The following is a 26640-nucleotide window of genomic DNA, read 5'->3' on the forward strand; positions in this document are numbered from 1 at the left end:
TCTGGACTTCTCGCAAGATTCGTGCATTCGTTGCCGTTCTCGCCGCGAAATCATCGGCGATGCCGGGATTGACGGATTCATCCGATATCACGGGCGACGGTGGGTCACCAATCGAACACCTGCTAGCGTGGAGAATGTGAAGCGCGCTGGTCTGACGACGACGCCGGAGACCGTCCCGGCGCGCTGAACACTGTCTTACCAGCAGAAGCCCCGGGGCGAGTGCCCCGGGGCTTCGCCGTCTGGTCACTCGCTCCGCTGGATCGCGAGGAGACCAGCAGAATGCAGGATCATCGAAAGCTCGGCCGCGAGCTAGAACTATTCGGGTCCGACCCCTTGATCGGCGCGGGCCTGCCGTATTGGCTGCCGGATGGGGCGGTGGTGCGGCACGCCCTGGAGGAATACCTCCGGGAGGTGGAGCGCCACGCCGGTTACCAGCACGTCTACTCGCCGGTGTTGGGCAAGCGCGAGCTGTACGAGATCTCCGGCCACTGGTCGCACTACCGCGAGCACATGTTCCCGCCGATGAATCTCGGGGACGAGCAGGTCGTGCTACGGCCGAGTCTGTGTCCGCATCACGCGTTGATCTATCGCTCGCAGGCCAGGAGCTACCGCGAGTTGCCGTTGCGGATCGCGGAGCTGGGCGGCATGTACCGGTCGGAGCTCTCCGGTGTGCTCGGTGGGCTGACCAGGGTCCGGTCCATCCAACTCAACGATGCCCACATCTTCTGCACCATCGACCAGGTCGCCGCCGAGGCATCGGCAGCGCTGGCACTCATCCGCGCCGCCTATCGGGATCTGGGGATCCAACCGGTCGGATACCGGCTCTCCCTGCCTGCGCAGCAGGGCGAATACGTCGGCGAACCCGCGATGTGGCGGCGGGCGGCCGAACTGTTGACCGGGGTACTCGACGATGCGGGGGTCGACTATCGCGCAGAAGCAGGCGAAGCGGCGTTCTACGGCCCCAAGATCGATGTCCAGATCGCAGATCACGCAGGCCGGGAGAGCACCCTGTCGACCATCCAGGTCGATTTCCATCAGCCCGCGCAATTCGATCTGCACTACGTCGGCTCCGATGGTGCCCAGCATCGACCGGTGATGGTGCATCGGAGCATCATCGGCAGCATGGAGCGCGCCATGGCGCAGCTGATCGAGATTCACGGTGGTGCTTTCCCGGCCTGGTTGGCCCCGACTCAGCTGGCGGTCCTGCCGGTCTCCGATGCGGAGGTGCCCGCAGCGCAGGACTGTGTCCGACAGGGCATCGCCGCTGGTCTACGTGCTCGGCTGGTCGCTCCTTCCCAGGGCAGTCTCGGCGCGCGGATCCGTGCCGATCGTCGGGTGCCCTACCAGGCGGTGATCGGGGAGCGGGAGGTCGCAGGCCGGCAGGTCGCACTGCGGTTGCGGAACGGGCATCGACCTGCGGCTTTGCCGGTCACCGAGGCGGTGGCGGGCATCCGGGCGAACGTCGTGGCCCGAAGCGTCGACCTCTGGGCGGCTACCGATCGCGAATAATGCGGGGCAAACGGGACTACTTCGGATCCTCGGCCGCCTTGATCACCGCCGCGACCCACGCCTCGGTCGCGGCGGTGCCCGCCGGATCCGGACCGGGTGTGCCGTTGATCGTGGCGGTCAGGGCGATGAAGCGGTCGAAGATGCCGCCCCACTGGGTCATGAAACCGTCGACGGCGTCGCCGACGTTATTCAGTTCCGGTGGATCGGCCAGCCAGCCGCGAACCTCCTCGATATCGGCTTCGTCCGCGGCGCGGCCGGATGCCTCGGCGGTGATCTCGGCGGTCGCCACGACCAGGCGTTCGACGATCTCTCTGGCCATCGGCGAATCGACCGCCACGCCGCGCTGTTGGGCCTCGGCGGCCTCCAAGTCGACCTTGTGTTGTTTCTCGATCGCCGCGAGCATCGGCGGCGCGGTGATCTCTATCGAGCGCTCCGAGGCGGAGAAGCTGGTTTCGAAGAACTGGCGAACCGAGCGTCGGTACTCGGCGTCGCGTACCAGGTCCGCCAGTTCGATCCAGGCTTCCAGCTGTTCGGTGGTGGGCTCCTCGGGCAGCTTGCATCGCCACTGATGCATCTGCTCGGCGAAGGCGGGATGAACGTTGATCCCATCGGTGATCTCATCCCAGAACTCGTCGATGAGTCGATCGCGTTCGTCATCGGACATGGACACCAGCTTGTGCATGAGACTCACCTGTTCTGTGCTGCTGTGTTGTTTCACGATGGTCCGTAGGACGGCCCGTCGAGCCTGGAGCCTGCGGGTCTGCCGCTCGACCAGACCCAGATGGGTCGTGGCCAGTTCACGCAGGGTCGTCTCCTCCGCGAGTAGCCGCCGGACCTCGTCGAGGTTCGCGTCCATCTCGCGCAGCGTTCGGACGAGGCTCAGCCGCGCCACGGCGTGGATGTCGTAGAGCCGGAATCCGCCGTTGGTCAGCTCCGTCGGCGGGATGATCCCGATGTCGGAGTAGAACCTGATGGCACTGACGCTCAGGCCCGTGCGGCGGGCCGTGTCGCCGATGGAATACAGCTCGTTGTCGTCCACGGGCACCACTATGGGATCTCAAGCAGCATGAGAATCAAGTCCGCATCCGCAGTGCGGGAGCCGCTCAGCCTTGACTCGCGGTCGCGAGGTGACGTCGGAACCACCTCGTCAGCCCGGCATCCACATCGCGAGCCTGCGGCAGTTGTGGCGCAGGCTCGATTCCGGGTTCGTCGGCAAGGGGATGCGCCAACCCGGGAATCGACAGCATTTCGGATCGCAGGTCCAATGCGTCGGCGAGATGGAAGGCATCGGCCCGCAGCTCAGGATGGTCCGATTCGCCGCTGACGATCAGCAGCGGCGCGCGAGCAGCGATGATGTCTGCTTGGGCCACGAAGTCGAGACCATCGACGATCTGCTCGGACTGGGCGTCGTAGGGATAGTCCCCGAACAATCCGACGACCGACCTCATCCGGATGGCCGCATTCACGATGGCGGCCGCAGCGACCGGGATGTCGGTGTCGGTCAGGATTCGCAGGGCGACGGCACCGCCCAACGAACCGCCGAGCACACCGAGCGGACCGTCGTTCACGGGCAGCTGTGCACGGATCGACGCGAGCGCCGCCGGAAACTCCTCGGTCGCCTGTCGGACGAAGGGGTGCAGGAAGGACATCAGGACGTCTTCGCGCATCAGCTTCAGGCCGGCGTCCATGCTGCCGTCGACCATCCGAGCTCCGCACATCGGCATACCGAGGTGCACTCGCCACACCGGTAGCCCGTTCATCGGCAGAGCGGCCGCGAAGGCGGCATTCGATCTCGGCGCATCCAACATGTGCCAACTGACGAGCAGTGGCGCGGGTCCATCGGTCGCCGGTGGTAGCGCGGTGAACGGCACACCGGCGGCGGTTCCGGTGATCGGTGAGGTCATGGGTCGACGCTAGGTCGACCAGTGATCACGGGGAACGGTTTGCGCTGACGGCGGAAGTCGCCACCGACATGGAGGCTTAGCGGTGGATAAGGTGCCGCGCGCTGTCGCAGTGGTCAGGAGGCGGCTTCGAGCCGAAGACCGTTGCGCCAGGCGGCGGCGAGGTCCTGGATCGGCAGGTCGAGCACCTCGCTGAGGCAGGCGATCGTGCCGAATGCCGGGGTCGGCAGCCTGCCGGTCTCGATCTTGCGCAGTGTCTCCGGCGACATGCCCGCCGCCTGCGCCACCTCGCCGAGATCTCGGTCCGCCCGTGCCGCCCGCAGGAGCTTGCCGAGGCGCCGACCGGCCTCGATCTGTTCGGGCGTGTGCGGATTGCGGACCACGACATCAGGGTACGGTTGGTACTTTAATACCGCAAGGTGCTACCTTGGTATTATTATACCAATGGTGGAAGGTGTTCCATGATCGAGTTGAAATCGCCTGCGGAGATCGAACGCATGCACGTGGCCGGGCGGTTCGTCGCCGAGGTACTCACCGAGGTCGGCAGACTCGCCGACGTGGGCGTCAATCTCATGGACCTGGAACACCACGTCCGAGGCATGATCGAGAAGCGCGGCGCGCAATCGTGCTACTGGGACTACTCGCCGTCCTTCGGCAAGGGTCCGTTCCGCAACGTCATCTGCCTCTCGGTCAACGACGCGGTCCTACACGGCCTGCCGCACGACTACGTGCTCCGTGATGGCGACGTGCTGAGCGCGGACATCGCGGTGAGCATCGACGGCTGGGCGGCCGATTCGGCACGCACCATCATCGTGGGCACCCCCGCCGAGGAGGATCTGCGGATCATTCGCGCCACCGAGGAAGCGTTGGAGGCAGCGATCGAGGTGTCGCGCCCCGGAAATCGCATCGGCGACATCTCGGCGGCGATCGGTGCCGTGGCCGGTGACTACGGCTATCCCGTCAACACCGAGTTCGGCGGCCACGGCATCGGCCGCACCATGCACGAGGACCTCCACGTCGCCAACAAGGGCAAGGCGGGCCGGGGCATGAAGCTCAAGCCGGGGCTCACCCTCGCGCTCGAACCCTGGTTCGCGCGGACCACCGACCGGATCATCTACGACCCCGACGGCTGGACCATCCGATCGGCCGACGGCTCGCGCACCGCGCACTCCGAACACACCATCGCGGTCACCGAGGACGGACCCCTGGTGCTCACTCGCCGCGAGTCCGCTGCCGCGTGAGTTGCTCGACGGCGCATTCCCTCCCACTGGGGTGATCATGGTGTCCGGGTCTGTTCGGCAACGGTGCTATTCCGAGAGGTAGATCGGGCCGCTCGTAGCGCCGGGCTGGTCAACGCCAGGTCGGGGTTGTCCCGCCCAGCGAGCATGTGGTCGAGCCAGCGTTCATACCAGGCTAGGAAGTCAGGCGCGGACGAGACGGTGGGCTCCCGATAGCCTTCGGAGTTCCCGGTGACGATGCGGCCGGTGAGCGGCCCGGTGATGCCCAGCAGCACCAGATCGCTGCACCCTGCCTCGATGATGTGTAGGAACAGGTCATCCTGACAAGGCGGTCTCGCGAGGCTGAACCCCCGGTGGGACGCGCCGTTCCTCGGCGGGTCCATCGTCCGTAGTTCGCAGGACTGCAAGCTCAGCAGTCCGTAGAACGGCGAGGCAGCGCCACCGCCGAGTGTGGTCAGGAAGCCGCGGTATGGGCCAGGCAGTTCGATGCCGTGGCCGGCTTCGAACTCGGCGACCGCGGTTCTCGACAACGGCGCGTCGAGGCGGAACCGGTGCACCTGTTCGCCGAAGGAGTGGCTTCGGAGTGGGGCATAGGGCACCTGTGCGAGCTTGCGGCCGATGTGGCCGAGTCGCGGGTCCATGCGGATCATTCTCCCCAGAGCATTGGTTCGAGGATTCATCCGAGCTGTTCGCCACCGATCGCTGCCGATGGGAGTGGCCCGGGAAGCTGCCGTTACCGGCAGATCCGCTCGGTCGGCAGCGCTGTCGGACAAGCGCCGTTCGCGGTCGTCCGACCTTCCTCGGTGCATCCCGCTTCCTGGGTATCACGGGGAGTCTTGCCTGGTCGGTTCAGGACAAGGTTCGTGGACCGACCGGTCAAGAATCCGTATCCTGGGCCGCATGCCACGTCCGCGATCGTTCGACGAGAAACAGGTGCTGAACGCCGTCCGTGATCAGTTCTGGGGCGCCGGTTACGCCGCGACCTCGCTGGAGGACCTGATGCGGGTCAGTGGCCTGGGCAAAGGCAGCCTGTATGCAGCGTTCGGCGACAAACGTCAGCTGTTCCTCCGGGCGCTGCGCAGCTACACCGAGGAAAGCCATGGCCACCTTCGACGAGCCCTCGATGAGGCCCCACGGGCCTTGGACGCACTACGCGCGCTCCTCAAGGCACCGACCGACGACGTGAGCGACACCGGCACGCGGCGAGGCTGCCTGCTGGCCAACAGCGCCTACGAACTCGGTAACGCCGATCCGGAAGTCCTCGACCACGCCCACCGCACCTACGAGACGTCCACCGCGCTGATCGGTGACTGCGTCGCCCGCGCCCAACGCGAGGGCGACCTGCCTACCGGAGTGGATCCGATCGGACTGGCGCGGGCCCTGCTGGCCGCACAACAGGGGCTCGTGTTCATGAGCCGGACCGGGCTGGACACGGCCACACTCGACCTCACGGCACGATCGCTCGCGGCTCGGCTCCTGCCGGACCACTCCGGCGACTGAACGCCGTGAATCTGCTGGTCAGGAGGATCCCGAAGGTCGATCGGTCGGGTAGGGGTCAGCGGGATCGAACTGACCCGGCGAGCGGATCTGCGGCTCTGCCCGGCTGCAGGGATCAGCTCTGGGCCATGTCGACGAAACGGCTGTAATGCAGCTGGTGGGCCAGGGTGACCGTGGAGGTCGGGCCAGCACGGTGCTTGGCCAGGATCAGGTCGGCCTCGCCCATCCGGGGGTCGTCGCGCTCGAAGGCATCCGGGCGGTGGATCAGCAGCACCATGTCGGCGTCCTGCTCAAGTGATCCGGATTCACGCAGGTCGGAGAGCATGGGGCGCTTGTCGGTCCGCTGTTCGGGTCCTCGGTTGAGCTGACTGATCGCCACGACCGGCACCTCAAGTTCCTTGGCCAACAACTTGAGATGTCGGGAGAACTCGGAGACCTCCTGCTGTCGGGATTCGACGCGCTTACCCGAGCTCATCAGCTGGAGATAGTCGACGACGACGAGCTTCAGATCATTACGCTGCTTGAGCCGTCGGGCCTTGGCGCGGATCTCCATCATGGTGAGGTTCGGCGAGTCATCGACGAACAGCGGTGCCTCGCTGACCTCGCCCATCCGTCTGGCCAGCCGGGTCCAGTCGTCATCGGTCATCTTGCCGCCGCGCATGTCCTGGAGTCGGATGCGGGCCTCTGCGGAGAGCATCCGCATCACGATCTCGGTCTTGCTCATCTCGAGCGAGAAGATGACGCTGCTGAAGCCGTGCTTGATCGAACAGGATCTGGCGAAGTCCAGGCCCAGCGTGGACTTACCGACACCGGGACGCGCGGCGACGATGATCATCTGTCCGGGGTGCAGCCCGTTGGTCACCGCGTCCAGGTCGGCGAATCCGGTGGGGACTCCGAGTGACATGCCGTCGCGGGAGGCGATGGCGTCGATCTCGTCCATGGTCGGCTGCAACAGGTGTTCGAGGGCCACGTAGTCCTCGCTGGTGCGGCGCTCGGTCACCTCGTAGATGGCGGCCTGCGCCCGGTCGACCACCTCGTCGATCGCCGCACCCTCGGAGCCGTGGTAGCCGAGCTGCACGATTCGGGTGCCTGCCTCGACAAGACGTCGTAGGACGGCCTTCTCCGCCACGATCTCGGCGTAGTAGCCGGCGTTGGCCGCGGTGGGGACGGTGGCGATCAGGGTGTGCATGTAAGGCGCACCGCCGATCCTGGTCAGCTCGGTGCGTCGTTCCAGCTCGGCGGAGACGGTGATGGCATCGGCGGGCTCACCTCGGCCGTAGAGATCGAGGATGCAGTCGTAGATGGCCTGATGCGCGGGGCGGTAGAAGTCGTCGGGGCGGACCACCTCCACGACGTCGGCGATGGCGTCCTTGCTGAGCAGCATCCCGCCGAGGACGGACTGCTCGGCCGCGAGATCCTGCGGTGGTTGCCGGTCGAATCCGCCGCCGTTGTCCGTCGCCGCTGCGCGATCGTCGGTGAGAGCCACCTGTTCCCTCCGGTCCTTGCTTCGCGATTCCCCGGTAGCCCCGGGTTGGAGTCGATGCCTTCGGCGCCCGTGGTCTGCGCCGAATCTCGTCCCTGGCGCCGGCGTTGGCCTGCGGGTTCGCACCGCTTTCGGCGACGACGTTCTTACACCGCCCGACGAACGCTAGATCCCTCGTCTGGAGCAGGCAAACACTCCTGTGGACATGCCTGTGGATAACCTGGGGATGGTTGCCTTGATCTGACCACAGCCTGCGGCAAGCCTGGGGACAACCTGTGGATAACTTGGGTAGCTCTGATAGAAAGCCCAGGTCAAACCCTGTGGGCAAAGTGTGGGGAAACTAGCCGCCGTTCCCATCGGCGTGTCGCGGAAAGCGGGCCGTCGGCGTGTCGATCTTGCTCTAAACGCGAAATGATCCACAGGAGCGGCGTGAGCTATCCACTAGTGCTTCTGAGTGATAACAGCGAAGGCTCGCACCCACCGTTCGACCGTGTGTTACCGCGAACTCGCGAGCGCTTCGACATGATCGTCTTCGATGTATCGATGCGAGCGGGGCCAGGCCGCCTGGGCGACGAGCGTGCAGGTCCGCCCCGAACAGACCCGAAGTGGCGACAGCGGCCGCCGTCGGACACGCCCCACACAGACGACTGCGGCGCCGCCCCGTTCGAGAACGGGAAGCGACGCCGCAGCACGATGTCATCGGTGAATCACCGACGAGGCACTTACGCGGGAGCAACCTCGAGGTTGATCGCCACGGTGACCTCCGGGTGCAGCCGGACGCTCACCGAGTGCTTGCCGGTCTTCTTGATGTGACCGGGAAGCTGGATCGACCGCTTGTCCAGCAGCGGTCCACCGGCGGCCTTGACCGCGGTAACCACGTCGGACGTCGTGACCGAGCCGAAGAGCTTGCCGCTGTCCTGGGAGGCACGAACGCGGTGCCGGATCGCACCGAGGCCCTCCAGGCTCGACTTGATCTCCTTGGCGTGGTCGAGGTCGCGGATCCGCTTGCCCTCTTGGGAACGGCGGATCGTGGCGACCTGCTTCTCCGCGCCACGGGTGGCCAGGATGGCCAGCCCGCGCGGCATCAGGTAGTTGCGGCCGTAGCCGTCCTTGACCTCGACGATGTCGCCGGGGCCGCCGAGACCGCTGACATCAGCGGTGAGGATGAGCTTCATTTTCGCTCCTTACCCTCTCAGCGAGCGGTCGAGGTGTAGGGCAGCAGGGCCATCTCGCGCGAGTTCTTGACCGCGACGGCGACGTCCCGCTGGTGCTGGCTGCAGTTACCGGTGACCCGGCGAGCCCGGATCTTGCCGCGGTCGGAGATGTACTTCCGAAGCAGCGTGGTGTCCTTGTAGTCGATGTTCTGCGGGTGGCCCTTGCGGGCGTCCTTGCAGAAGACGCAGACCTTCTTCTTAGGCTTGCGTACGGGTGGCTTAGCCATTGGTCTTACTCCTGGTTGTCATCCTCATCGGCCGCGGATGCGATGTCCTCGGCCGAAAACGCCGTGGCCGTCTAGAACGGAGGCTCGTCGCTGTATCCGCCGCCGGATCCGCCACTGGGACCGGCCGGGGGCGCGGAGCCCCACGGGTCGTCGACGGGTGCGCTGCCGCCACCGCCGCTCGATCCGTAACCGCCGCCACCGCCACTGCCCCGGTTCACCTTGTTGACCTTGGCGGTCGCGTACCGCAGCGAGGGGCCGATCTCGTCGACCTCGAGCTCGACGACGGTGCGGTCCTCGCCTTCCTTGGTCTTGAAGGAACGCTGCCGCAGCCTGCCCTGAACGACGACACGCATGCCTCGGCTCAGCGACTCGGCCGCGTTCTCGGCGGCCTGCCGCCAGAGGCTGCAGCGGAGGAACAGCGCTTCGCCGTCCTTCCACTCGCCCGACTGCCGGTCGAAGGTGCGGGGGGTGGAGGCAACGGTGAAGTTCGCCACCGCGGCACCCGATGAGGTGAAGCGGAGGTCTGGATCGGCGGTCAGGTTCCCGACCACGGTGATTGTCGTCTCACCAGCCATCAGTGTGCCTCCGACCGATCACTTGGAGACGGAGTCACGACGCAGGACCTTGGTGCGCAGCACCGTCTCCTGCAGCGAGAGCTGACGGTCGAGTTCCTTGACCGCGTCCGGCTCGGCGTGCACGTTCAGCAGGGCGTAGATGCCCTCGGCGTGCTTCTCGATCTCGAAGGCCAACCGGCGGCGGCCCCAGACGTCGACGTTCTCCACGTTGCCGCCTGCGGTGCGGATGACGTTGAGGAACGTGTCCAGGGACGGAGCGACGGTGCGCTCGTCGAGACTGGGGTCAAGGATGACCATTACCTCGTAATGACGCATGACAGACCTCACCTCCTGTGGTCTCATCGGCCACGGGCTATCCGTGGCAGGAGGGTCGTCGCGTCGACAACAGCACCACGTTATCAGCGAGGTCGCCCACGGCCCTTCGGGCCCCGTCACCAGCTCACATGAGCCAACCGCAGACCTCACTTACCGGCCGTCTGTTGGTTACCCTCACCGCATGCCTATCGGTGCGCACGTCGACGCCGACGATCCGCTCGGCACCGCCCAGGAGCGTGGAGCGGATGTCGTGCAGTTCTTCCTGTCCGATCCGCAGACGTGGAAGGCCCCCACGCCGCACCCGCAGGCAGCGCAGTTGCAGGCTGCGGGGATCTCGGTCTTCATCCACTCCCCCTATGTGCTGAACGTGGCATCCACCAACAACCGGATCCGGATTCCGTCGCGCAAGGCGGTGATCGCGCAGGCCAAGGCCGCCGCCGAGACACACGCCCTGGGATTGATCGTGCACGGCGGTCATGTCCGGCAGGGCGAGGATCCGGCCGTCGGCGTGGACAACTGGCGCAAGCTCTTCTCCCGGCAGGCCGCCGAGGGTGGCTTCGCCGTGCCGATCCTGATCGAGAACACCGCGGGCGGCGATGGCGCGATGGCCAGGGGTCTCGACGCTCTCGGCAGGTTGTGGGACTCGATCGGCGAATTCGATCCCGGGTTCTGCCTGGACACCTGTCACGCCTTCGCCTCCGGTGAGGAGCTGGCGAGTCTCGTCGAGCGGACCAAGGCGATCACCGGTCGCATCGACCTGGTGCATCTGAACAGCTCACGGGACGCCTTCGGCTCGGGCCGAGACCGGCACGCGAACCTGGCGGACGGCACGATCGAGGTCGAACAGTTGGTCGCGGTCTGCGCTCAGGCGGGTGCGCCGGTCGTGGTCGAGACTCCCGGCGCCGGTCAGGCTGCCGACATCAGTCATCTACGTCGTGAACTGGGAGTTTGATCCGCCGTGCCGAGCGATGATCGGGACACCGTGCAGGCGTGGGATCAGTCGCAATCAGCACCATCGGGTTCGTCCACGGACACTCGCGGCACGGGTGGGATGACCAAGAAGGTCGCATTGACCAGGTACGCGCTGGCGTTCCTCGTACTGCTCAGCGGCCTGACACTGTTCCTCGGTTATGCCAACAAGGCCCGCTGCACCGGGCCGGAGTTCGATCAGTTCGGCCGTAGTCAGCCCGACTACAAGGAACGCATGGACGGCGATGTCTGTTACTCCGACATCCAGCATCTGTGGCTCGGCCGCGACATCGATCAACATGTCTTCCCCTATCTCAGCGGCGGCATCACCGAGGATGGCCAGCTCGTCGGCGGTGTCGTCGAGTACCCGGTCCTCAGCGGCCTGTTGATCTGGGCGGGCGCCCTGTTCGCCACCAACGACGCGGGTTTCCTGTTGGGCTCGGCGGTGGTGATGGCGCCGTTCGGTCTGCTCACGGCGTGGCTGCTCGGGCAGCTCGCGCGGTGGAGGGCGTTGTTGTGGGCCTTAGGGCCGCCCATCGTCCTCTACGCATTCCATAATTGGGATCTGCCGGTGGTCGCATGTGCGGTGGCGGCCATCTATGTGTTGCAGCGCGGCTGGGGACGAGCAGGCGCGGATCGACCACTGATCGATCGAGCCACCGCAGCCTCGGTGCTGCTCGCCCTCGGCTTCGCCTTCAAGATCTATCCGGGCATCTTCGTGCTGCCATTGGTGCTGTACGTGCTCACCGGCGGCTATCGCGGCCGGGAGATGCCTGCCGACCTGGTGGCGCGCGGCGCCAGATGGGATGTGGTGGGCGCCGCGAAGGTCGCGATGGCCGCGATGGTGACGGTCGTCGCCGTCAACCTGCCCTTCGCCGTGTTGGGGCTGGAGGGCTGGCTGGCCTCATTCGAGTTCCAGGGAATGCGTTACGTCGACGTGACGACGAACTCGATCTGGTATTGGGGTTTCCGTCCCTGGTCCAACTCCGACAACGCGGGCTTCCAGGCCGCATTGGACATCATCTCGCCTGCTGCGGTGCTCGCGTCCTTCGCGCTGGCCTGTTGGTTGGGGTGGCGTCGATTCCAACGGGAGGGCACCTTCCCGTGGATCCAGGTCTCCGGCGCAATGCTGTGCGGATTCCTGCTGCTGCACAAGGTCCACTCGCCGCAGTACGCGTTGTGGCTGCTGCCCTTCTTCGTGCTGCTGCGGATTCGTTGGGAGTGGATCGCCGCGTACTTCGTGGCCGATCTGGCGATTGGGATCGGCATTTTCCGCTGGTACTACATCACCACTCAAGGCCTGCCATCGTCGATCTACGACAGTTTCGTGCCGCAGGCGGTGATGATCGGCGTCTGGGGCCGGGCCGTATTGCTGGTGGCGTTGTTCTTCGCGTTCCTCGCGGCCAGATCCACCGTGGAGGACGAGGTGCCGCCGGGCCGAGGCTCGCCACGAGGCGTCTCGCCGTCGACGGCAGGCCTGCCGCAGCAGGGTGAGGGCGGCGGCGAATTGGTCGGGGGGCGTACCAACCCGCCGCCACCGATGCTCAGTGTTGACTATTCGCACGGTTTCCGTAAGGGGGTCGGGCACCGGACACCGGCGATTGGGTGAAATTCTCCTGATCATTGGCTTTCGTCCTGCCGGACCGGTACGGCCCTAGCACGCTCTACTCAGAACAAGATTCAGGTTCTGATGACCGATGTGGACCAGGGTTCCCCGGAGGGCGGTGGCGTCATGCGTGATCGTGGCGTGATCAGTGGTGACGAACGATGCAGGATTCAGGTGCTCTTCGGCGACCGGGTGGTCGGAGTTCGATACCGAGGTCAGCTACGCGGTCCGGTAATGCTGCTCACCAGTCAATCCTGGGCGCGCTTCCTCCGCGCCGTTCGGCGCGACGAGTTCTTCGACTTCGCCGTCCCGGAGGAATTCTTGGCCCGACAGCGTACGCCGTCGATCCCCGAGCGGCGAGGTGCCTATGACCCCGCCGAGGCGCCCGACGCCGCCGAGGCGGGATTCGGACCCGCCGTGCTGGCGGGCTCGGTGATCCTCGGCTCGGCCCGGCGCGGACGTTTCCACACGACCACATCGGCGGCGCCGTCGACGACACCGCCGATGGGATCGTCGGCTCCCGTCGATCGCACCGGATCCCCGGCAGGTCGATAGATATCGCGCAGCACCAGCACACACAGCAGGATCACCACGAGATCCCGCAGCACCACCGTGCTCAGGAACCATTCGGCGGGTAGCCCCTTGTTGTCCTCGCCGAGGTAGAAGAACATCCTCGGCGCCCAGAGCAGCGCATCCACCGCCATCCAGGCCAACAGCGGTCGCCAGCGTGCCAACGCCAGCACGGCCAGCGGCACCAGCCACAGCGAGTACTGCGGGCTCCATACCTTGTTGGTCAGTAGGAACAGGGCGACGACGAGGAACATCAGCTGCGCCAGCCGTGGTCTGCGGGCGGCGGTCAATCCCACGATCGCGATGCCCGCGCAGCCCAGCAGGAACAACGTCGCCGTCACGGTGTTCAACACCACCGGTGTCTGCCCGGCGGCCAACGGCCCGTCGAAGCCCGCCCAACCGGTGAACCGACTGATCACGTTGTAGAGCGAGTCGGGATCGGCGGGGCGCTCGCTGTTCAACCGGTAGAACTCCCGCCAACCCGTCGGATACAGCAGGGCGAAGGGGATGTTCACCACCAGCCACGCGACCGCTGCGGCCGAGGCCGTCCTCGCCCAATGCGCCAGCCGGCCGGATCGAAGGCACAGGATCAGCAGCGGGCCGAGTAGGAACAGCGGATACACCTTGGCCGCGCCGCCCAAGCCGATCAACACCCCGGCCAGTACCGGGCGGCGACGCGCCCAGGCGAGCATGCCGGTGGTGGCGAAGGCGGTGGCGAGGGTGTCGAAGTTCGTGAAGGCGTGCACCATGACCAGCGGCGAGATCGCGGCCAGCGCCGCATCCCACGGGCGCCTGCCCGCCAACAGCGTCAACGACCAGACGGTGGTCAGCCAGGCCCCCGCCAGCCAGATCGAACTGATCGTGAAATAGACGGCGACCGGTAGTACCGAGGTGGTGGAGCCCTGGTCGGTCCAGCCGGTCCACAGGCTGGTCAGTTCGGCGTTGACCCACTGGAACATCCCGGTGATCACCGGATATTCCATGTAGCGCACTTCTTCTTCGTCGGTCCCCTCGTTGTCGACCCAGGAGTCTCGATAGGGGAAGGCACCGACGTCGAGGTGCTCGGTCGTATAGAGCGGCACGATGTCCGAGTAACACAACGCCACGTACTGCCGGTTGCCGCGCCAATCGAGCTGCGCCACGCCCTGTTCGTCGACGTACTGCTGGATACACGGTGCCTTGATGCTCCAGCCCAGGGCCAACACCAGGATCGACAGCAGCAGGCCCACCCGCAGCGGGCTCCAGAACCAGTGCCTGCCGACGACGGCGTGCTTGCCGAGCGGGCCGCCGAAGATGCGGCTGGCCGAGCGCGCAAGGTTCTCGGTGTCGGTCGGAGCTGCGCGTTCCTCCGGCCGCAGTGTTGCGTTGTCGACCCGGTGGCCGGGGCCGGTGGGTTCGTCCTCGGCGCCCGCCGCTTCGGCAGCCTGCTGCGATGCCGAATGGTCGCTGCCGTCGGCGAAGCGGGCCTCGGCCATCGGTCTCTCGGTGTCCGTGTTGCGTTCGGTCGACTGGGTGGATCGTGTCGTCTCCCGCTCACTGGGCACGGGCGGATCGTACGTGTCGATAGCGCGCCTGCGCAGGTAGCCCGGCCGAGTAAGCGGCCGCAGGCGTAGAGGATCACGGTGTCCTGAAACGACCGAAGTCGTGACCGAACGGGCCCCGAGATGTGGGGCTTGCGACGGTCACGACTTCGGTCGTGCTTCTCGGTCTTCTGTTATCCGCCCGGTTCAGTAATCCAGTGGCACTTCTCCGGTTGGGGCTACCTCGGGCTCGCTGCGTGCGTTGCCGGTGGTGTTGCCGCCGGGGAACCAGCCGCCGTCGTCACCACCGTTGTCCTCACAACGTGGACCCGGACAGTTCTCACCCGGGTTGCCGCCGCCCCAGCCTGGTTCATCGCTGCCCGGTGGCTCGTCGCTCTCGGGCGGGTCATCGCCCTCCGGCGGGTCCGAGGACTCGGGCGGGTTGGAGGACTCGCCGTCCTCGTCGCCGTTCTCGCCGTCCTCGTCGCGATTCTCGTCCTCGTCCTCTTCGCGATCCCGGTCTCGGTCGCGGTCCTCATCCTCGTCGTTTTCCGTGGGCGGCGGCGCGGGCCGCTGCTGTTCCTCGAAGATTCCGATCGGAGTGATGTCGGTGGGGAAGTTGACGACCTCCTTGTCACCGAGGTACGCCTCCATGAAGGCCTGCCAGGTGAACGCCGGGATATTGCGCCCCCAGAGTTTCTCCGCCGTCGGATTCGTCGCGGTCGCGTTCACCATGAGCGGCGCAGGAGTGTCGGAGCCGACCCACACCGCGACCGAGATCTGCGGGGTGTAGCCGACCATCCAGCCTGCCTGGTTCCCATCGGACTGGGCGTACTGGTGGGTGCCGGTCTTCGCGGCCACCTCACGGCCGGGGATGTCGTGCAGACCATGCGCGGCCACCGGCTTCAACACCTCGGTGACATTGTCGGCGACCATCTTGCTGGCGCCCGGGTCGCTGCTGAAGGCGATTTCGCCTGCCTTGTCGTCGTCGGAGCGTTCCATCGCCACTCGGCCGCCCTCGACACCGACGTACTCCACGAAGTACGGCTCGTGCCGGACGCCGCCGTTGGCGAAGGTCGCGAAGCCGACCGCCATGTCGATGGTGCGCACCTCGTACTGGCCGAGTGCGATACCGGCGGCGGTGACGCCCGCTTCGGTCATCAGGGTATTCGCGCCGTTAACCTCTTCGGGAATCCCGGCCTGCCAGGCGGCTTGGGCCACACTGCGTGGGCCGAATTGATGGGCCATGTCGACGAACGGGGTGTTCGACGACACCAGCATCGCCTCGCGAACCGAACAGTGCTCGTTAGCGCCGGTTCGACAGGTCGCGGTGTTGGCAAAGGTCGTGCCCTCGATGTCGATCGTGTTACGGCCGTCGTAGAACTCGCCGATGCCTTTGCCAGCCTGCAAACCGGCCGCGACGACGAAGGGTTTGAACGAGGAACCCGGTGGCTGCATGGATGCGGCATAGTCGATACCCGCGCTCCATTCGCCGCCGTTATAGGCCCGCACGGCCCCGGTCGTGGGGTCCACGGCTACCAGGGCCCCGCGCAACTCCTCGGGCTGGCCATCGAACTGCGCCGCCATCACGGCCTCGGACTGTTCCTGAGCCGTCTTGTCGATGGTGGTCTTGATCGTCATGCCCTCGCGGCGGACGTCGTCCATCGAGATGCCGAACTCGTCGAGCTCCCGCTCGATCTGGGTCTGCACGTGGACATCGGTCACACTCCGGCCGGTGTTGCCCCCGGTGCCCCTCGGCAGCCATTCGGGAAACTCCAGCGCGTCGGCCTCAGCCTGGCTCAGATGGCCGCGTTCGACCATCTTGTTGACGACGTAGTCGAATCGGCCCTGCATGCCTTCGAGGTTGTTGTCCGGGTCGTAGTGCGACGGCGCGTTCAGGATGCCCGCCAGGAACAGCGACTCGTTGGTCTCCAGTTCCGTCGCCGACTTGCCGAACCAGGTCTGCGCCCCGGCCTCGAGTCCGTAGGTGTTGCGGCCGAACGAGGTGATGTTGGCGTAGGACTCGAAGATGTAGTTCTTCTCCTCCTGCTGGGTCAGCTTGAAGGCCATCACCACTTCTTGGAACTTCCGGGCGTAGGTCGCGTCGTCCTGCCCGGTGGAGAGCTTGATGTACTGCTGGGTGACGGTCGAGCCGCCGCCGGTACCGGTGACCGCGGCCCGCAGGATGCCGACCGGGTCGAAGCCCCAGTTGTCCTCGAAGGTCGGGTCCTCGGTGGCGGTCACCCCGTGGAAGAAGTCCTCGGGGATGTCCTCATAGTCGAGGAAGCGGCGGTCGCCCTCGCCCTCGCCGTTGGGCACGATCTGCAGCATCTCGCTGCCATCGGCGTACTGCACCGTGACGGTCTTGTCGAGATCGTCCAGGATGTCGTCGGGCGATTGGATATCCCACATCTGGTAGCCGACGGCGAAGGCGACCAGCGGGGTGAGGATCATCAGACCGGCCATCACATAGCCGGTGCGCCGGACCCGACGCCAGATCTTCTTGCGCTTCGCCTTCTTCACGGCCTCCGGGGACTCCTCAGGATCGTCGTCCTCGTCGTAGTAGTCCTCGTCGTAATCGTCGTCGGAGGGCGGTGGCGGGGGTTCGGCATGGGTCAACAACGCCGGTTCGAGCTGCGTGGTCGGCTGCTCGTCGACGCGCTGTCGGGCCATCGGCTGCTCGCCGGGACGCCGCGACGGGCCTCCGGGACCTCCAGCGGCGCCGGGTCCACCAGGGCCACCTCCGGGAGGGCCTGCGCCCATGCTGGACGCGGCGGCACCGCCTGCGGCGCCCAGTGCCGCACCCGCAGCTGCGGCACCGGCAGCCGAAGGGCCGCGAGAGCCAGCCGGTCGCCGGTCGCCGCCGGGCGGTGGCCCCGCCTGCATCGAGGTCGGTCCGCCGCCTGCGCCCGGTCTACCGTCGGTCCGGTTCGCGCCTGGCTCGGCAGGCCCGCCATGGGGTGGTCGGCCGCCTGCCGCTCCCGGAGCACCGGGGTTCGGTCCATTGGGCCCGCGTCCACCCGGGCCTTGCGCGTTGGGGGGCCCACCGGGTCCACGTCCGCCCATGGCCTGGCCGCCCGGGCCGGGGCCGTTCGGGGCGTCGGGGCGCGGCTGGCCGCCGGGCGGCCTGCCCGCTTGCGCACCGGGCGTCGGAGTACCGCCGGGCGGAGTGCCCGTGCCGAGCCGATCGCTCAGCGAGGAGACCGCCCCGGTCGGGGCGATGTTGCCCGCGCCTGCCGGGCCGTTCGGTGCGCTCGGCCCGTTCGCGGGCCTACCGCCGGGGCCACCCTGACCTGGTGCGGAACCCTGCGGTGGCCTACCGGGCGGCGGAGCGCCGGGTGGTCCCTTCGGCGGCTGGCCGTGCTGTTGACCCTGCGGGCCCTGGGGCCCCTGCGGACCCGGGCCGTTTCGCGGGCCACCGGGACCGCCCTGACCGGGCGGCGGCCCAGGCGGCGGACCATCGGAGCCACCGCGCGGCCTGCCTGCGTCCGGGGGCCGCTGCATGCCGCCGGGCGGCGTCGAAGGCCGCTCCGGCATTCGGTTGGCGGGCGGCTGACCGCCGTTGTCCGCCGCGCTGTGTGGTGTGTCACGACCCCGACCGTGTCCGGGCGAATTGTCCGGTTCGCTCGGTGTTCGGGGTGGCAGGTGCCTGCCGGGGCCCGCGCCGAACTGTTGGTCCGGTCTGGGCGCCCCGGGAGCACCGGGCGCCTCCGGTGGCGGGCCATGTCGCGGAGGTCCCTCCGGGCCGCCCGGCGGCTGACCGGGCCGTGGCGGCGGTTCGCCACCTGCGGGCGGGCGAGCACCGCTCGCCTCACCGGGGACGTGCGACATCTGGCCCTCCACCTGCGGCCTCGAAGGTCGGCCTGCAGCTGGCCTGCCGTTGTGTGCGTCGTTCACGAGTGGGCCTCCCACACCGACGTGCCTCTTTGGCACGTAGTTCGGTGGTCGTCTGTGCTGTGGCGCTCTCGCGCCCGCGCACGCGTTGGAGACGGAATCACTCCGCAGCGCTTCGCCGCTGCGGGCGCCCGTCATCCATGCCACGCGTTCCCAGGACGTATGACTGCACCAGGTGGTTCCAACTACAGGTGCGGCAAACCTCCACCACGTAGACGGTGAACTCCTCGAAGAGGGTTGCCATCCTGGTGAGTTCGTCGTTCGTCCTGGCGGACCCGGCCGCGTGCTTCAGCTCGTCCCCGTAGACCCAGGACACCTGGGTCAGCGGTTCCTTGCGGCACACCGGACAGGTCACCTCGCTTGGCTGACCATGGAATTTCGCTGCCCGTAGCAGGTACGGGCTCGCGTCGCAGACCTCCATCACCCCGACCCGACCAGAGTGGACACCGGCGAGCAGCGTTCGGCGCTGCAACGCGTAGTCGACCACCTGTCGTTGGGTCCGCACGTTAGACAGCGTACGTGTCTGCGGTCGATGGGTGATGGGCCGTTCGGGGCGCGACCCATGGCGTGCAGCGCTGTGACCTAGCCAAGGTGAGCGGGATGTATCGGACCGATATAGTGAGTTAATCCATCGCGGCGACGTGATGGATGGTCTTGGTCGGTAGCGGTGTGCGGAGGTGCGACGTGCTCGAGCTTGCGGTGCTCGGCCTGCTGCACGACGCGCCGATGCATGGTTATGAACTGCGTAAACGCCTGCACACGCTGCTGGGAGCGTTCCGAGCGTTCTCCTACGGCTCGCTCTACCCGACGCTGCGCAGGCTTCAGGTCGCTGGGCTGATCACCGATGAGGCGGCCGAGGACGCGGTGCCGCGCACCTGGAACCGGCGGGCCAAGACGGTCTACAAACTCACAGCGGAGGGCAAGGAACGCTTCGCCGAATTAGTCGTCGATGTGGGCCCACAGACGTGGGACGACGGATCATTCGGCATCCATCTGGCGTTCTTCTCCCGCACACCGGCGGAGGCGCGGATGCGCATCCTCGAGGGACGCAGGCGTCACGTCGAGGAACGGCGAGAGGGATTCCGCTCCACCCTCGGTCGGGCAACCGAACAGATCGACCGCTACACGCTCGAACTGCACCGGATGGGCCTGGAGAGTTCCGAGCGTGAGGTTCGTTGGCTGAACGAGTTGATCGCGCATGAGCAAGCCGAAGGTGACGACCCACCGTCGGGGAGTCCGAGTGGTTGAGGTCTCCAGGCAGCGGAGCCCGCAGACGGGGCGAAGCCAAGGTGGCGAGAAGAAGTAAGGACCACTGCGTCCGGCCGGCGACGACGGCGTCAACCGTTGCTCGCCCGGTACTTGAGGATTCTAAGAAGGAGGACCCGGCAATGGGCGTAGATCGTCGCGTGCGGGTGGCAATCGTCGGCGTGGGCAACTGTGCGGCTTCGCTGGTGCAGGGCGTCCAGTACTACCGGGACACCGCCCCGGACGCCCAGGTCCCGGGCCTGATGCACGTTGAGTTCGGCGAGTACCACATCCGCGACATCGAGTTCGTGGCCGCGTTCGACGTGGACGCCAAGAAGGTCGGTCGCGACCTCTCGGAGGCGATCGTCGCCAGCGAGAACAACACCATCAAGATCTGCGACGTCCCGCCGCTGGGCGTCTCGGTGCAGCGTGGCACGACGCTTGACGGGCTCGGGCGCTACTACCGCGAGATGATCGAGGAGTCCGACGAGGCCCCGGTCGACGTGGTCGCCGCTCTGCGTGAGGCCGAGGCCGACGTGCTGGTGTGCTACCTGCCGGTCGGCTCCGAGGACGCCGCTCGGCATTACGCCGCCGCCGCGCTGGAGGCCGGGGTGGCCTTCGTCAACGCGCTGCCGGTCTTCATCGCCTCCGACCCGGAGTGGGCCGAGCGGTTCCGCGCGGCGGGTGTGCCGATCATCGGCGACGACATCAAGTCGCAGGTGGGCGCGACGATCACGCACCGCGTGATGGCGCGGCTGTTCGAGGACCGGGGCGTGCTGCTCGACCGGACCATGCAGCTCAACGTCGGCGGCAACATGGACTTCAAGAACATGTTGGAGCGCGACCGCCTGGAGTCGAAGAAGGTCTCCAAGACGCAGGCCGTGACCTCGCAGGTCGATCGCGATCTCGGCAAGCGCAACGTCCACATCGGACCGTCGGACTACGTGCAGTGGCTCGACGACCGCAAGTGGGCCTACGTCCGGCTGGAGGGCCGGGCCTTCGGTGATGTCCCGCTGAGCTTGGAATACAAGCTGGAGGTCTGGGACTCCCCGAACTCCGCAGGCATCATCATCGACGCCGTGCGGGCGGCGAAGATCGCCAAGGACCGCGGCATCGGCGGACCGATCCTCTCCGCTGCCTCGTACTTCATGAAGTCGCCGCCCGAGCAGTACTCGGACTCGGTGGCCAAGGAGCGGGTCGAGCAGTTCATCCGGGGGGACGCCGAGCGTTGAGCCTCGCCACCTCGATGAACTGCGGTTCTTCGAGGTCGATGTCGAGCGGGCGGCGCAACGAGGCACCGCCCGCCGCACCACTACCCTCCGAGTCCGCCGCAGGTCCGGCGCTGCGGCGCGAGTCTGTTCGGGTTCCCTGCGCACGGCCGTCCGCTCCCGGCGAGAATTCGTCCGGCGGGTCATCCTCGACGAGTTCGGAGGTCCTCGACGGTGATCGTTTTCGGGGCCGTTCTGCTGTTGGCCGGGCTGTACTCCTTCTTCATCGGCACCAACGAGGTGTTGGGGATTCAACCCCGCCCGCTCGGCGGTTCATTGCTGGTCATCGGTGGTGTGCTGCTCATCATCGGGGTGACCCGGCGGATCAGGGCCCGCCGTGATTCGCCGGAGACCGAGCCCATCGGCGGGCCGGTGCGCCGAATTCGCGCCGTGCCCCGGTTGGTGCGCGCGGCCGGACGCGGATATCCGGGAATGCGTCGGCGGCACCTGGGGCTGTGGGCCCTGGCGGGTGTCTATCTGATCTCGCCGATCGATCTGATCCCGGAGCTGTTGCCCATCATCGGTTTCACCGACGATGCCGCGCTGTTGTTCTGGCTGGTCGGGGACATCTCGAACAACTCGGGTCGCTTCCTGAACTGGGAACGCCGCGCGAGCGCTGAGCAGCGGGCCGTCACGGATCGGACGCCATCGGGCACCGACGGATCGACCGGACGTGACGAGGACCCCTCGAACTAAGTCGTCGCCCGAGCAGCCTCGGCGCCGCCGGACCGGCCCGGTCTCTTGGCCGTGCGGCCGTCTTGAAGTGCAGCCTCGCAGTGTCCTGGGCCGCAGAAATCCGTTGGACATGGGACTGTCCGCCACTTCGGAGTGGTTGTTCGGCCTGTGTTCACCCTGAAGTAGTAATCCGCTCTTACGGTCAGCGCGTTCCCACCAACCAGATCTCGGAGGTCTGCGTGCTGACCCCACCCGAAGACAGCCGCACCATCCCGCTGACGGTTCTTTCCGCCGGAGGTCATGGCAAGCGCTCGTCCGTCACCTGTCGATACCGGTGCGGCGACGCCTGTGGCCATGACGTCCCGAACACCTCGTCCAACCCCTATTTCGGGGATGTCGTCGCACAGGTGATGAGCCGCCGGGGGGCGTTGCGAGCAGCGGCCGTCGTCGGTATCACGGGCGGCGCGCTGGCGGCGCTGGGCAGCACCGCCGCAGCCGACGAGGTCGCCACCCAGGGCGGGCGACCCGGCCACGGACCGGGCCACGGCAACGGTCCCGGTAAGCCGGACAGGCCGATCCCCGGCACCGACTACGAGTCGGTCCAGCCCAACACCCAGGACGCGATCGTCGTTCCGGAGGGATACGAGCACAACGTCGTCATCCGCTGGGGCGACCCGGTGCTCGAGGGCGCCCCGGAGTTCGACTTCGAGAACCAGACGGCCGCCGCGCAGGAGCGCCAGTTCGGCTACAACTGCGACTTCGCCGGTCTCATCCCCTTGGACGGCGCAGGCAGGCGGAACCTGCTCGTGGTCAACCACGAGTACAGCACCGAGCCGTTCATGTTCCGGGGCTACGACGAGGCCAACCCCACCGAGGAGCAGGTCAAGATCGCCTGGGCCGCGCACGGACTCAGCGTCGTCCTGGCCGAGCGCGACACCCGCAAGGGTGGGCTGAGCACCCGGCGCAGCCGCTTCAACCGGCGGATCACCGCGACCACCGAGTTCGAGGTACGCGGACCCGCCGCAGGTAGCGACCTGTTGAAGACCAGCGCCGACCCGACCGGCACCCGGGTGCTGGGCACCCTGAACAACTGCGCGGGCAGCGTCACCCCGTGGGGCACGGTGCTCTCCGGCGAGGAGAACTTCAACCAGTACTTCGGCAACGCCGATCAGATCACCGACCCGGACCAGTCGGCGAAGCTCGCCAGGTACGGCATGTCCGGCGGCGCCAGCGAGCGGTTGTGGGAGCGATTCGACCCGCGCTTCGACATCGCGCAGGAGCTGAACGAGACCCACCGCTTCGGCTGGGTCGTCGAGATCGACCCGCACGACCCCGACTCGACCCCGATCAAGCACACCGCGCTGGGCCGGTTCAAGCACGAGGGCGCCGCCGTCCGCGTTGCCGAGGACGGCCGGGTCGTCGCGTACTCCGGTGACGACGAGCGCTTCGACTACATCTACAAGTTCGTGTCGAAGAATCGGATGAAGAAGGGCGAGAGCAAGCACGCCCGCAGGCACAACATGACGCTGCTCGACGAGGGCACCCTCTACGTCGCCCGCTTCACCGGCGACAGCCCGGTCGAGGAGATCGACGGTTCCGGCACCCTGCCCGCCGACGGCGAGTTCGGCGGCACCGGCGAGTGGATCCCGCTGGCCGAGGGCGACAAGTCCTTCGTGCCGGGGATGACCGCGGAAGAGGTCTACATCTACACCCGGCTGGCCGGTGACGTGGTCGGCGCCACCAAGATGGACCGCCCCGAGGACATCGAGCCCAACCCGGTAACGGGCAGCGTCTACGCGGCCCTGACCAACAACACCAACCGGGGCACCGAGGGCGCGGCGGCCGCCGACGAGGCCAACCCGAGGAACACCAACAAGCACGGCCACGTCCTGGAGTGGACCGAGCGGCACAACGACGCGACGGCGACCAGGTTCACCTGGAAGCTGCTGCTGGTCTGTGGTGACCCCGAGTCGCCGGACACCTACTTCGCCGGTTTCGACAAGAGCCAGGTCAGCCCGATCACCAGCCCGGACAACGTCGCCTTCGACACCCACGGGAACCTGTGGGTCTCCACCGACTCCACCGGGGCCCTGGGCATCAACGACGGTCTCTACTCGGTGCCGGTGCAGGGTGCCGATCGCGGGCACCTGAAGCTGTTCCTCACGGTCCCGGCAGGCGGCGAGACCTGTGGCCCAGTGATCACCGAGGACCTGGTCACGGTGTGTGTGCAGCACCCCGGCGAGGTCGACGGCGCCAGCATCGAGGAGCCTGCGTCCAACTGGCCGGACCGGGGCGACTCGCAGCCCAGGCCGTCGGTGGTCAGCGTGTGGCGCGTCGGCCGCAACGGCCGAGTGGGTCGCATCGGCGAGTGAGCTGATCGACGGAAGGTCGTGGCGAGGTGGTCTGCTGGTCGACCACCTAGGCTCTCGGACATGAGTTCACGTCCCCTTGCCCTGGTCACCGGTGGTTCTCGCGGTGTGGGAGCCGCCGTGGCCAGGGCATTGGCATCGACGCACGATCTGTTGCTCGGCGGTCGGGACCGCCAGGCGCTCGCCGAGTTGGCCGAAGAGCTGCCGGGTGCTCGGCCGTGGGCGGTCGAGCTGACCGACGAGCATGCGTTGGCGACGGCGGCCGCCGATATCGAGCGGCTGGACGTCCTCGTGCACAGCGCGGGGGTGGTCGAGTTGGGGCCGATCGCCGAGACACCTGCGGCGTCCTGGCGGCGGGTCATGGAGGTCAACCTGGTCGCGGTGGCCGAGTCGACGCGGTTGCTGCTGCCCGCGTTGCGTGCGGCGCAGGGCAAGGTGGTGTTGATCAACTCCGGCGCCGGACTGCGGGCGAATCCGCAATGGGGTGCCTATGCGGCGAGCAAGTTCGCCCTCCGTGCCTTCGGTGATGCGTTGCGGGCGGAGGAGGCCGAGAACGGCGTCCGGGTCATCTCGGTGCATCCGGGTCGGGTGGCCACCGATATGCAGCGGGCGGTCCGGGCCACCGAGGGCGGCGACTTCCAGCCGGAGAAGTACCTACGTCCGGAGACCGTGGCCGAGGCGGTGGCCGCTGCGGTCCGGCTGCCCGACGACGGCCAGATCACCGAGCTGGTGCTGCGGCCGAATCCCTGATCGGTCGGGTCACGACCGCTGTTCGTTGCCGAAATCGGACGTGAGCCACTGCTCCAGCGACGCCGCCGGGAAGGCGTGCGGGCGGAACGTGCCGGGCAGCGTCCGGAGATCTTGCATGCGGTCGAGACAGAACAGTCGCCAGTCGTCTCGGTCGATGTCGAATGCCACCAGGTACCAGCGTTCCCGTTGCAGTACGTGCCGGAATGGCTCGACGGTGCGAACGGACTCCCGTGCGTGTCGGTCGGTGTAGTGAAACCCGACCCGAGAACCGGTGGCAACGGCATCGGCCAGGACGCCGACCACCGCCCAGTCGATGACGGCGGTCGGACGTTGTAGAACCTGGGTGGTCAACGCGGTGGCCGCCGCACGTTGGCGCAGCTTTCGTGGGAGCACCTGATCGAGCTTGATCAGCGCGGCAGCCACCGCCTGGTCATTCGGAATCCAGGACTCCAGCACGGCCAGACCTGCCACGATCGCGCTGACCTCGTCCTCGGTGAACAGCAGCGGCGGGATCCTCACCCCCGGGCGGAGCCGATAACCGGCGCCCGGCCCGGGGCGGGCATGCACGTCGTATCCCAGCTCTCGGAGGCGATGGGCATCCCGCCGCACTGTTCGCTCGCCGACCCCGAGGCGCTGTGCCAGTGTTGCGGCGGGCCAGGTTCCACCGGCTTGCAGCAGGGACAGCAGACGCAGGGTCCGCGTCGAGGGTGTCTCCATGCCGCTCATGGTGGCTTGAGATGAGGACAGGATCGGGCCGCGTCTGTCCGTAGCGTTTTCTCCTCACGATGCGGAAGGAGACATTGCTATGCGGGTAGCCGTAACCACCCCCAATGGGAACGTGGGCAGCCATTTGACGCGCATGTTGGTGCGCGCAGGCGTCCGGCCGGTCCTACTGATGCGCGATCCCACTGGGCCTGCGCAGGACCTGCGGGGCTATGTCGAGGTCGTTCGCGCCGACTCGTTCGTGACGCAGGAGGTCGTCACCGCGACTCGGGATGTCGACGCCGTCTATTGGGTGGATCCCACCTCGGCCGCCGCAGACCCGCTGGCGGATTATGCGCGGGCGACTGCGGCGATCAGCGCGGCCGTCCGACAGAACGGCATCGGCCGGGTGGTGTTCCAGAGCAGCGTGGGCGCGGAGAAGCGGCACGGTGCAGGCGAGATCGACGGGTTGGGCACCACGGAACTGGCGTTGGACGAGCTGGGCATCGACGTGGCACATCTTCGGTGTGGCTACTTCTTCTCCAACCTTGCGCTGCAGTTGGACGACATCCGATCCGGGACCATCCAGACCGTGCTTCCGCTCGACGCGCCGATGGGTTGGGTGGCTCCCCGGGATATCGCCGAGGTAGCCGCCACCGTGCTGCTCAGTCCTGCCTGGTCCGGCCGTCGGGTACAGGCCGTCCACGGTCCCGCCGATCTGAGCTGGACCGAGGTGGGCGCGATCCTGAGCTCCGAGCTGGGCCGTCGGGTGGCGGTGGAGCGGATCGGTGACGAGGCGATGTACGAGCAGTACGTCCAGATCGGGATGTCTCCCGGCCTTGCTGCCGCAGTGCTGGGCATGTCGACCGGTCTGCGGGACGACTTCGTCCCCGAACAGCGACGCACGGTGGAGACGACCACTCCGACCACCCTGGCGTCCTGGGTTCATGCCGAGCTGGCGACGGCACTCTCCCAGCTCGGGTAACCCGGTAGCGCGAAGCGGGCGCCGGTTACGTAGCGCGGTAGAACGCAAGAAGCCTCACCCATATGGGTGAGGCTTCGAACTCTGAGAATTGGAAAACCCCGCAGTGCTGCCAGGTCGGGGGTCCGCCA

25 protein-coding genes are annotated in these 26640 nt (G+C 67.1%); 11 read left to right on the forward strand and 14 right to left on the reverse strand.

Annotation, left to right across the window (positions count from 1 at the left end):
- The first annotated feature begins 255 nt into the window (after positions 1–255).
- Positions 256–1509, forward strand: a complete 1254-nt coding sequence (gene thrS, locus BKA25_RS00335) for a threonine--tRNA ligase (RefSeq protein ID WP_257786126.1) — start codon at positions 256–258, stop codon at positions 1507–1509.
- Positions 1510–1525: 16 nt separating this feature from the next.
- Here the strand turns inward: thrS and BKA25_RS00340 are convergent, their stop codons facing one another.
- From BKA25_RS00340 to BKA25_RS00350, 3 genes are all read right to left on the reverse strand, one after another.
- The gene (locus BKA25_RS00340) at positions 1526–2548 is read right to left on the reverse strand and encodes a helix-turn-helix domain-containing protein (protein ID WP_069853021.1); all 1023 of its coding nucleotides are present in this window, start codon (positions 2546–2548) and stop codon (positions 1526–1528) included.
- A 64-nt stretch (positions 2549–2612) separates the two neighbouring features.
- The gene (locus tag BKA25_RS00345) at positions 2613–3413 is read right to left on the reverse strand and encodes a hypothetical protein (RefSeq protein ID WP_069853019.1); all 801 of its coding nucleotides are present in this window, start codon (positions 3411–3413) and stop codon (positions 2613–2615) included.
- A gap of 113 nt (positions 3414–3526) precedes the next feature.
- The gene (locus BKA25_RS00350; RefSeq protein WP_069853017.1) at positions 3527–3793 is read right to left on the reverse strand and encodes a helix-turn-helix transcriptional regulator; all 267 of its coding nucleotides are present in this window, start codon (positions 3791–3793) and stop codon (positions 3527–3529) included.
- A 78-nt stretch (positions 3794–3871) separates the two neighbouring features.
- On the opposite strand from BKA25_RS00350, the gene map reads away from it, so the two are divergent.
- Positions 3872–4651, forward strand: coding sequence for a type I methionyl aminopeptidase (map, locus tag BKA25_RS00355; protein ID WP_069853016.1), 780 nt, complete (start codon positions 3872–3874; stop codon positions 4649–4651).
- A 35-nt stretch (positions 4652–4686) separates the two neighbouring features.
- On the opposite strand, the gene BKA25_RS00360 is transcribed toward map, so the two are convergent.
- On the reverse strand, positions 4687–5289 hold the full coding sequence (locus BKA25_RS00360) for an SMI1/KNR4 family protein (RefSeq protein ID WP_069854195.1): 603 nt from the start codon (positions 5287–5289) through the stop codon (positions 4687–4689).
- A gap of 259 nt (positions 5290–5548) precedes the next feature.
- Here BKA25_RS00360 and BKA25_RS00365 point away from each other — a divergent pair, with 259 nt between their 5' ends.
- Entirely contained in the window at positions 5549–6148 is a 600-nt protein-coding gene (locus BKA25_RS00365; protein ID WP_069853014.1) for a TetR/AcrR family transcriptional regulator, read from the forward strand.
- 112 nt (positions 6149–6260) lie between these two features.
- Here the strand turns inward: BKA25_RS00365 and dnaB are convergent, their stop codons facing one another.
- The 5 genes from dnaB to rpsF all read right to left on the reverse strand — a co-directional run bounded on the left by dnaB (position 6261) and on the right by rpsF (position 9959).
- Positions 6261–7631 carry a replicative DNA helicase gene (gene dnaB, locus BKA25_RS00370; protein WP_069853013.1) on the reverse strand — a complete coding sequence of 457 codons (1371 nt, stop codon included), beginning with the start codon at positions 7629–7631 and terminating at the stop codon, positions 6261–6263.
- Between the two features lie 719 nt (positions 7632–8350).
- A complete protein-coding gene (gene rplI / locus BKA25_RS00375; RefSeq protein ID WP_069853011.1) occupies positions 8351–8803 on the reverse strand; it encodes a 50S ribosomal protein L9 in 453 nt (150 codons plus the stop codon).
- A 17-nt stretch (positions 8804–8820) separates the two neighbouring features.
- A complete protein-coding gene (rpsR, locus tag BKA25_RS00380; RefSeq protein ID WP_069853009.1) occupies positions 8821–9069 on the reverse strand; it encodes a 30S ribosomal protein S18 in 249 nt (82 codons plus the stop codon).
- A gap of 71 nt (positions 9070–9140) precedes the next feature.
- Complete coding sequence (locus tag BKA25_RS00385; protein WP_069853007.1) at positions 9141–9644, reverse strand: single-stranded DNA-binding protein; 504 nt, start codon at positions 9642–9644, stop codon at positions 9141–9143.
- A gap of 18 nt (positions 9645–9662) precedes the next feature.
- Positions 9663–9959 carry a 30S ribosomal protein S6 gene (gene rpsF / locus BKA25_RS00390; protein ID WP_084643495.1) on the reverse strand — a complete coding sequence of 99 codons (297 nt, stop codon included), beginning with the start codon at positions 9957–9959 and terminating at the stop codon, positions 9663–9665.
- A gap of 181 nt (positions 9960–10140) precedes the next feature.
- Here rpsF and BKA25_RS00395 point away from each other — a divergent pair, with 181 nt between their 5' ends.
- Both BKA25_RS00395 and BKA25_RS00400 read left to right on the forward strand, forming a co-directional pair.
- The gene (locus BKA25_RS00395; protein ID WP_069853004.1) at positions 10141–10911 is read left to right on the forward strand and encodes a deoxyribonuclease IV; all 771 of its coding nucleotides are present in this window, start codon (positions 10141–10143) and stop codon (positions 10909–10911) included.
- Positions 10912–11010: 99 nt separating this feature from the next.
- Entirely contained in the window at positions 11011–12537 is a 1527-nt protein-coding gene (locus tag BKA25_RS00400) for a glycosyltransferase family 87 protein (protein WP_069853002.1), read from the forward strand.
- 362 nt (positions 12538–12899) lie between these two features.
- On the opposite strand, the gene BKA25_RS00405 is transcribed toward BKA25_RS00400, so the two are convergent.
- From BKA25_RS00405 to BKA25_RS00420, 4 genes are all read right to left on the reverse strand, one after another.
- Positions 12900–14579: a glycosyltransferase family 87 protein gene (locus BKA25_RS00405; RefSeq protein WP_084643881.1), complete on the reverse strand. Its 1680-nt coding sequence runs from the start codon at positions 14577–14579 to the stop codon at positions 12900–12902.
- Between the two features lie 252 nt (positions 14580–14831).
- Positions 14832–17297: a transglycosylase domain-containing protein gene (locus BKA25_RS00410; protein ID WP_069852999.1), complete on the reverse strand. Its 2466-nt coding sequence runs from the start codon at positions 17295–17297 to the stop codon at positions 14832–14834.
- Positions 17240–17629, reverse strand: a complete 390-nt coding sequence (locus BKA25_RS00415; protein WP_069852997.1) for a hypothetical protein — start codon at positions 17627–17629, stop codon at positions 17240–17242. The genes BKA25_RS00410 and BKA25_RS00415 overlap by 58 nt, the downstream gene beginning before the upstream one ends.
- Before the next feature lie 989 nt (positions 17630–18618).
- The gene (locus BKA25_RS00420; protein WP_069852995.1) at positions 18619–19023 is read right to left on the reverse strand and encodes a DUF5318 domain-containing protein; all 405 of its coding nucleotides are present in this window, start codon (positions 19021–19023) and stop codon (positions 18619–18621) included.
- A gap of 179 nt (positions 19024–19202) precedes the next feature.
- Here BKA25_RS00420 and BKA25_RS00425 point away from each other — a divergent pair, with 179 nt between their 5' ends.
- The 5 genes from BKA25_RS00425 to BKA25_RS00445 all read left to right on the forward strand — a co-directional run bounded on the left by BKA25_RS00425 (position 19203) and on the right by BKA25_RS00445 (position 24825).
- The gene (locus tag BKA25_RS00425) at positions 19203–19766 is read left to right on the forward strand and encodes a PadR family transcriptional regulator (protein ID WP_069854194.1); all 564 of its coding nucleotides are present in this window, start codon (positions 19203–19205) and stop codon (positions 19764–19766) included.
- 140 nt (positions 19767–19906) lie between these two features.
- A complete protein-coding gene (locus BKA25_RS00430) occupies positions 19907–20995 on the forward strand; it encodes an inositol-3-phosphate synthase (protein ID WP_069852993.1) in 1089 nt (362 codons plus the stop codon).
- A 210-nt stretch (positions 20996–21205) separates the two neighbouring features.
- Positions 21206–21727: a YkvA family protein gene (locus BKA25_RS28200; protein ID WP_069852992.1), complete on the forward strand. Its 522-nt coding sequence runs from the start codon at positions 21206–21208 to the stop codon at positions 21725–21727.
- 218 nt (positions 21728–21945) lie between these two features.
- Entirely contained in the window at positions 21946–24078 is a 2133-nt protein-coding gene (locus BKA25_RS00440) for a PhoX family protein (protein ID WP_084643492.1), read from the forward strand.
- 60 nt (positions 24079–24138) lie between these two features.
- Complete coding sequence (locus BKA25_RS00445; protein WP_069852990.1) at positions 24139–24825, forward strand: SDR family oxidoreductase; 687 nt, start codon at positions 24139–24141, stop codon at positions 24823–24825.
- 9 nt (positions 24826–24834) lie between these two features.
- Here BKA25_RS00445 and BKA25_RS00450 read toward each other — a convergent pair whose 3' ends face one another.
- Positions 24835–25542, reverse strand: a complete 708-nt coding sequence (locus BKA25_RS00450) for a helix-turn-helix transcriptional regulator (protein WP_069852988.1) — start codon at positions 25540–25542, stop codon at positions 24835–24837.
- A gap of 88 nt (positions 25543–25630) precedes the next feature.
- Between BKA25_RS00450 and BKA25_RS00455 the strand changes: the two genes are divergently transcribed.
- Positions 25631–26512, forward strand: coding sequence for an NmrA family NAD(P)-binding protein (locus BKA25_RS00455; protein WP_069852986.1), 882 nt, complete (start codon positions 25631–25633; stop codon positions 26510–26512).
- Positions 26513–26640 lie beyond the last annotated feature (128 nt).

The sequence above is a fragment of the Actinoalloteichus hymeniacidonis genome (genome assembly GCF_014203365.1).
Taxonomy (GTDB): domain Bacteria; phylum Actinomycetota; class Actinomycetes; order Mycobacteriales; family Pseudonocardiaceae; genus Actinoalloteichus_A; species Actinoalloteichus_A hymeniacidonis.

Coding starts and splice junctions, on each gene's coding strand:
- BKA25_RS00345 (WP_069853019.1), bottom strand. CDS start 3,413: ATGACCTCACCGATCACCGGAACCGCCGCCGGTGTGCCGTTCACCGCG.
- map (WP_069853016.1), top strand. CDS start 3,872: ATGATCGAGTTGAAATCGCCTGCGGAGATCGAACGCATGCACGTGGCC.
- BKA25_RS00360 (WP_069854195.1), bottom strand. CDS start 5,289: ATGGACCCGCGACTCGGCCACATCGGCCGCAAGCTCGCACAGGTGCCC.
- BKA25_RS00365 (WP_069853014.1), top strand. CDS start 5,549: ATGCCACGTCCGCGATCGTTCGACGAGAAACAGGTGCTGAACGCCGTC.
- rplI (WP_069853011.1), bottom strand. CDS start 8,803: ATGAAGCTCATCCTCACCGCTGATGTCAGCGGTCTCGGCGGCCCCGGC.
- rpsR (WP_069853009.1), bottom strand. CDS start 9,069: ATGGCTAAGCCACCCGTACGCAAGCCTAAGAAGAAGGTCTGCGTCTTC.
- BKA25_RS00385 (WP_069853007.1), bottom strand. CDS start 9,644: ATGGCTGGTGAGACGACAATCACCGTGGTCGGGAACCTGACCGCCGAT.
- rpsF (WP_084643495.1), bottom strand. CDS start 9,959: ATGCGTCATTACGAGGTAATGGTCATCCTTGACCCCAGTCTCGACGAG.
- BKA25_RS00395 (WP_069853004.1), top strand. CDS start 10,141: ATGCCTATCGGTGCGCACGTCGACGCCGACGATCCGCTCGGCACCGCC.
- BKA25_RS00400 (WP_069853002.1), top strand. CDS start 11,011: ATGACCAAGAAGGTCGCATTGACCAGGTACGCGCTGGCGTTCCTCGTA.
- BKA25_RS00405 (WP_084643881.1), bottom strand. CDS start 14,579: ATGGCCGAGGCCCGCTTCGCCGACGGCAGCGACCATTCGGCATCGCAG.
- BKA25_RS00410 (WP_069852999.1), bottom strand. CDS start 17,297: ATGGCCCGACAGCGCGTCGACGAGCAGCCGACCACGCAGCTCGAACCG.
- BKA25_RS00415 (WP_069852997.1), bottom strand. CDS start 17,629: ATGGACCGAACCCCGGTGCTCCGGGAGCGGCAGGCGGCCGACCACCCC.
- BKA25_RS00430 (WP_069852993.1), top strand. CDS start 19,907: ATGGGCGTAGATCGTCGCGTGCGGGTGGCAATCGTCGGCGTGGGCAAC.
- BKA25_RS00445 (WP_069852990.1), top strand. CDS start 24,139: ATGAGTTCACGTCCCCTTGCCCTGGTCACCGGTGGTTCTCGCGGTGTG.
- BKA25_RS00450 (WP_069852988.1), bottom strand. CDS start 25,542: ATGGAGACACCCTCGACGCGGACCCTGCGTCTGCTGTCCCTGCTGCAA.
- BKA25_RS00455 (WP_069852986.1), top strand. CDS start 25,631: ATGCGGGTAGCCGTAACCACCCCCAATGGGAACGTGGGCAGCCATTTG.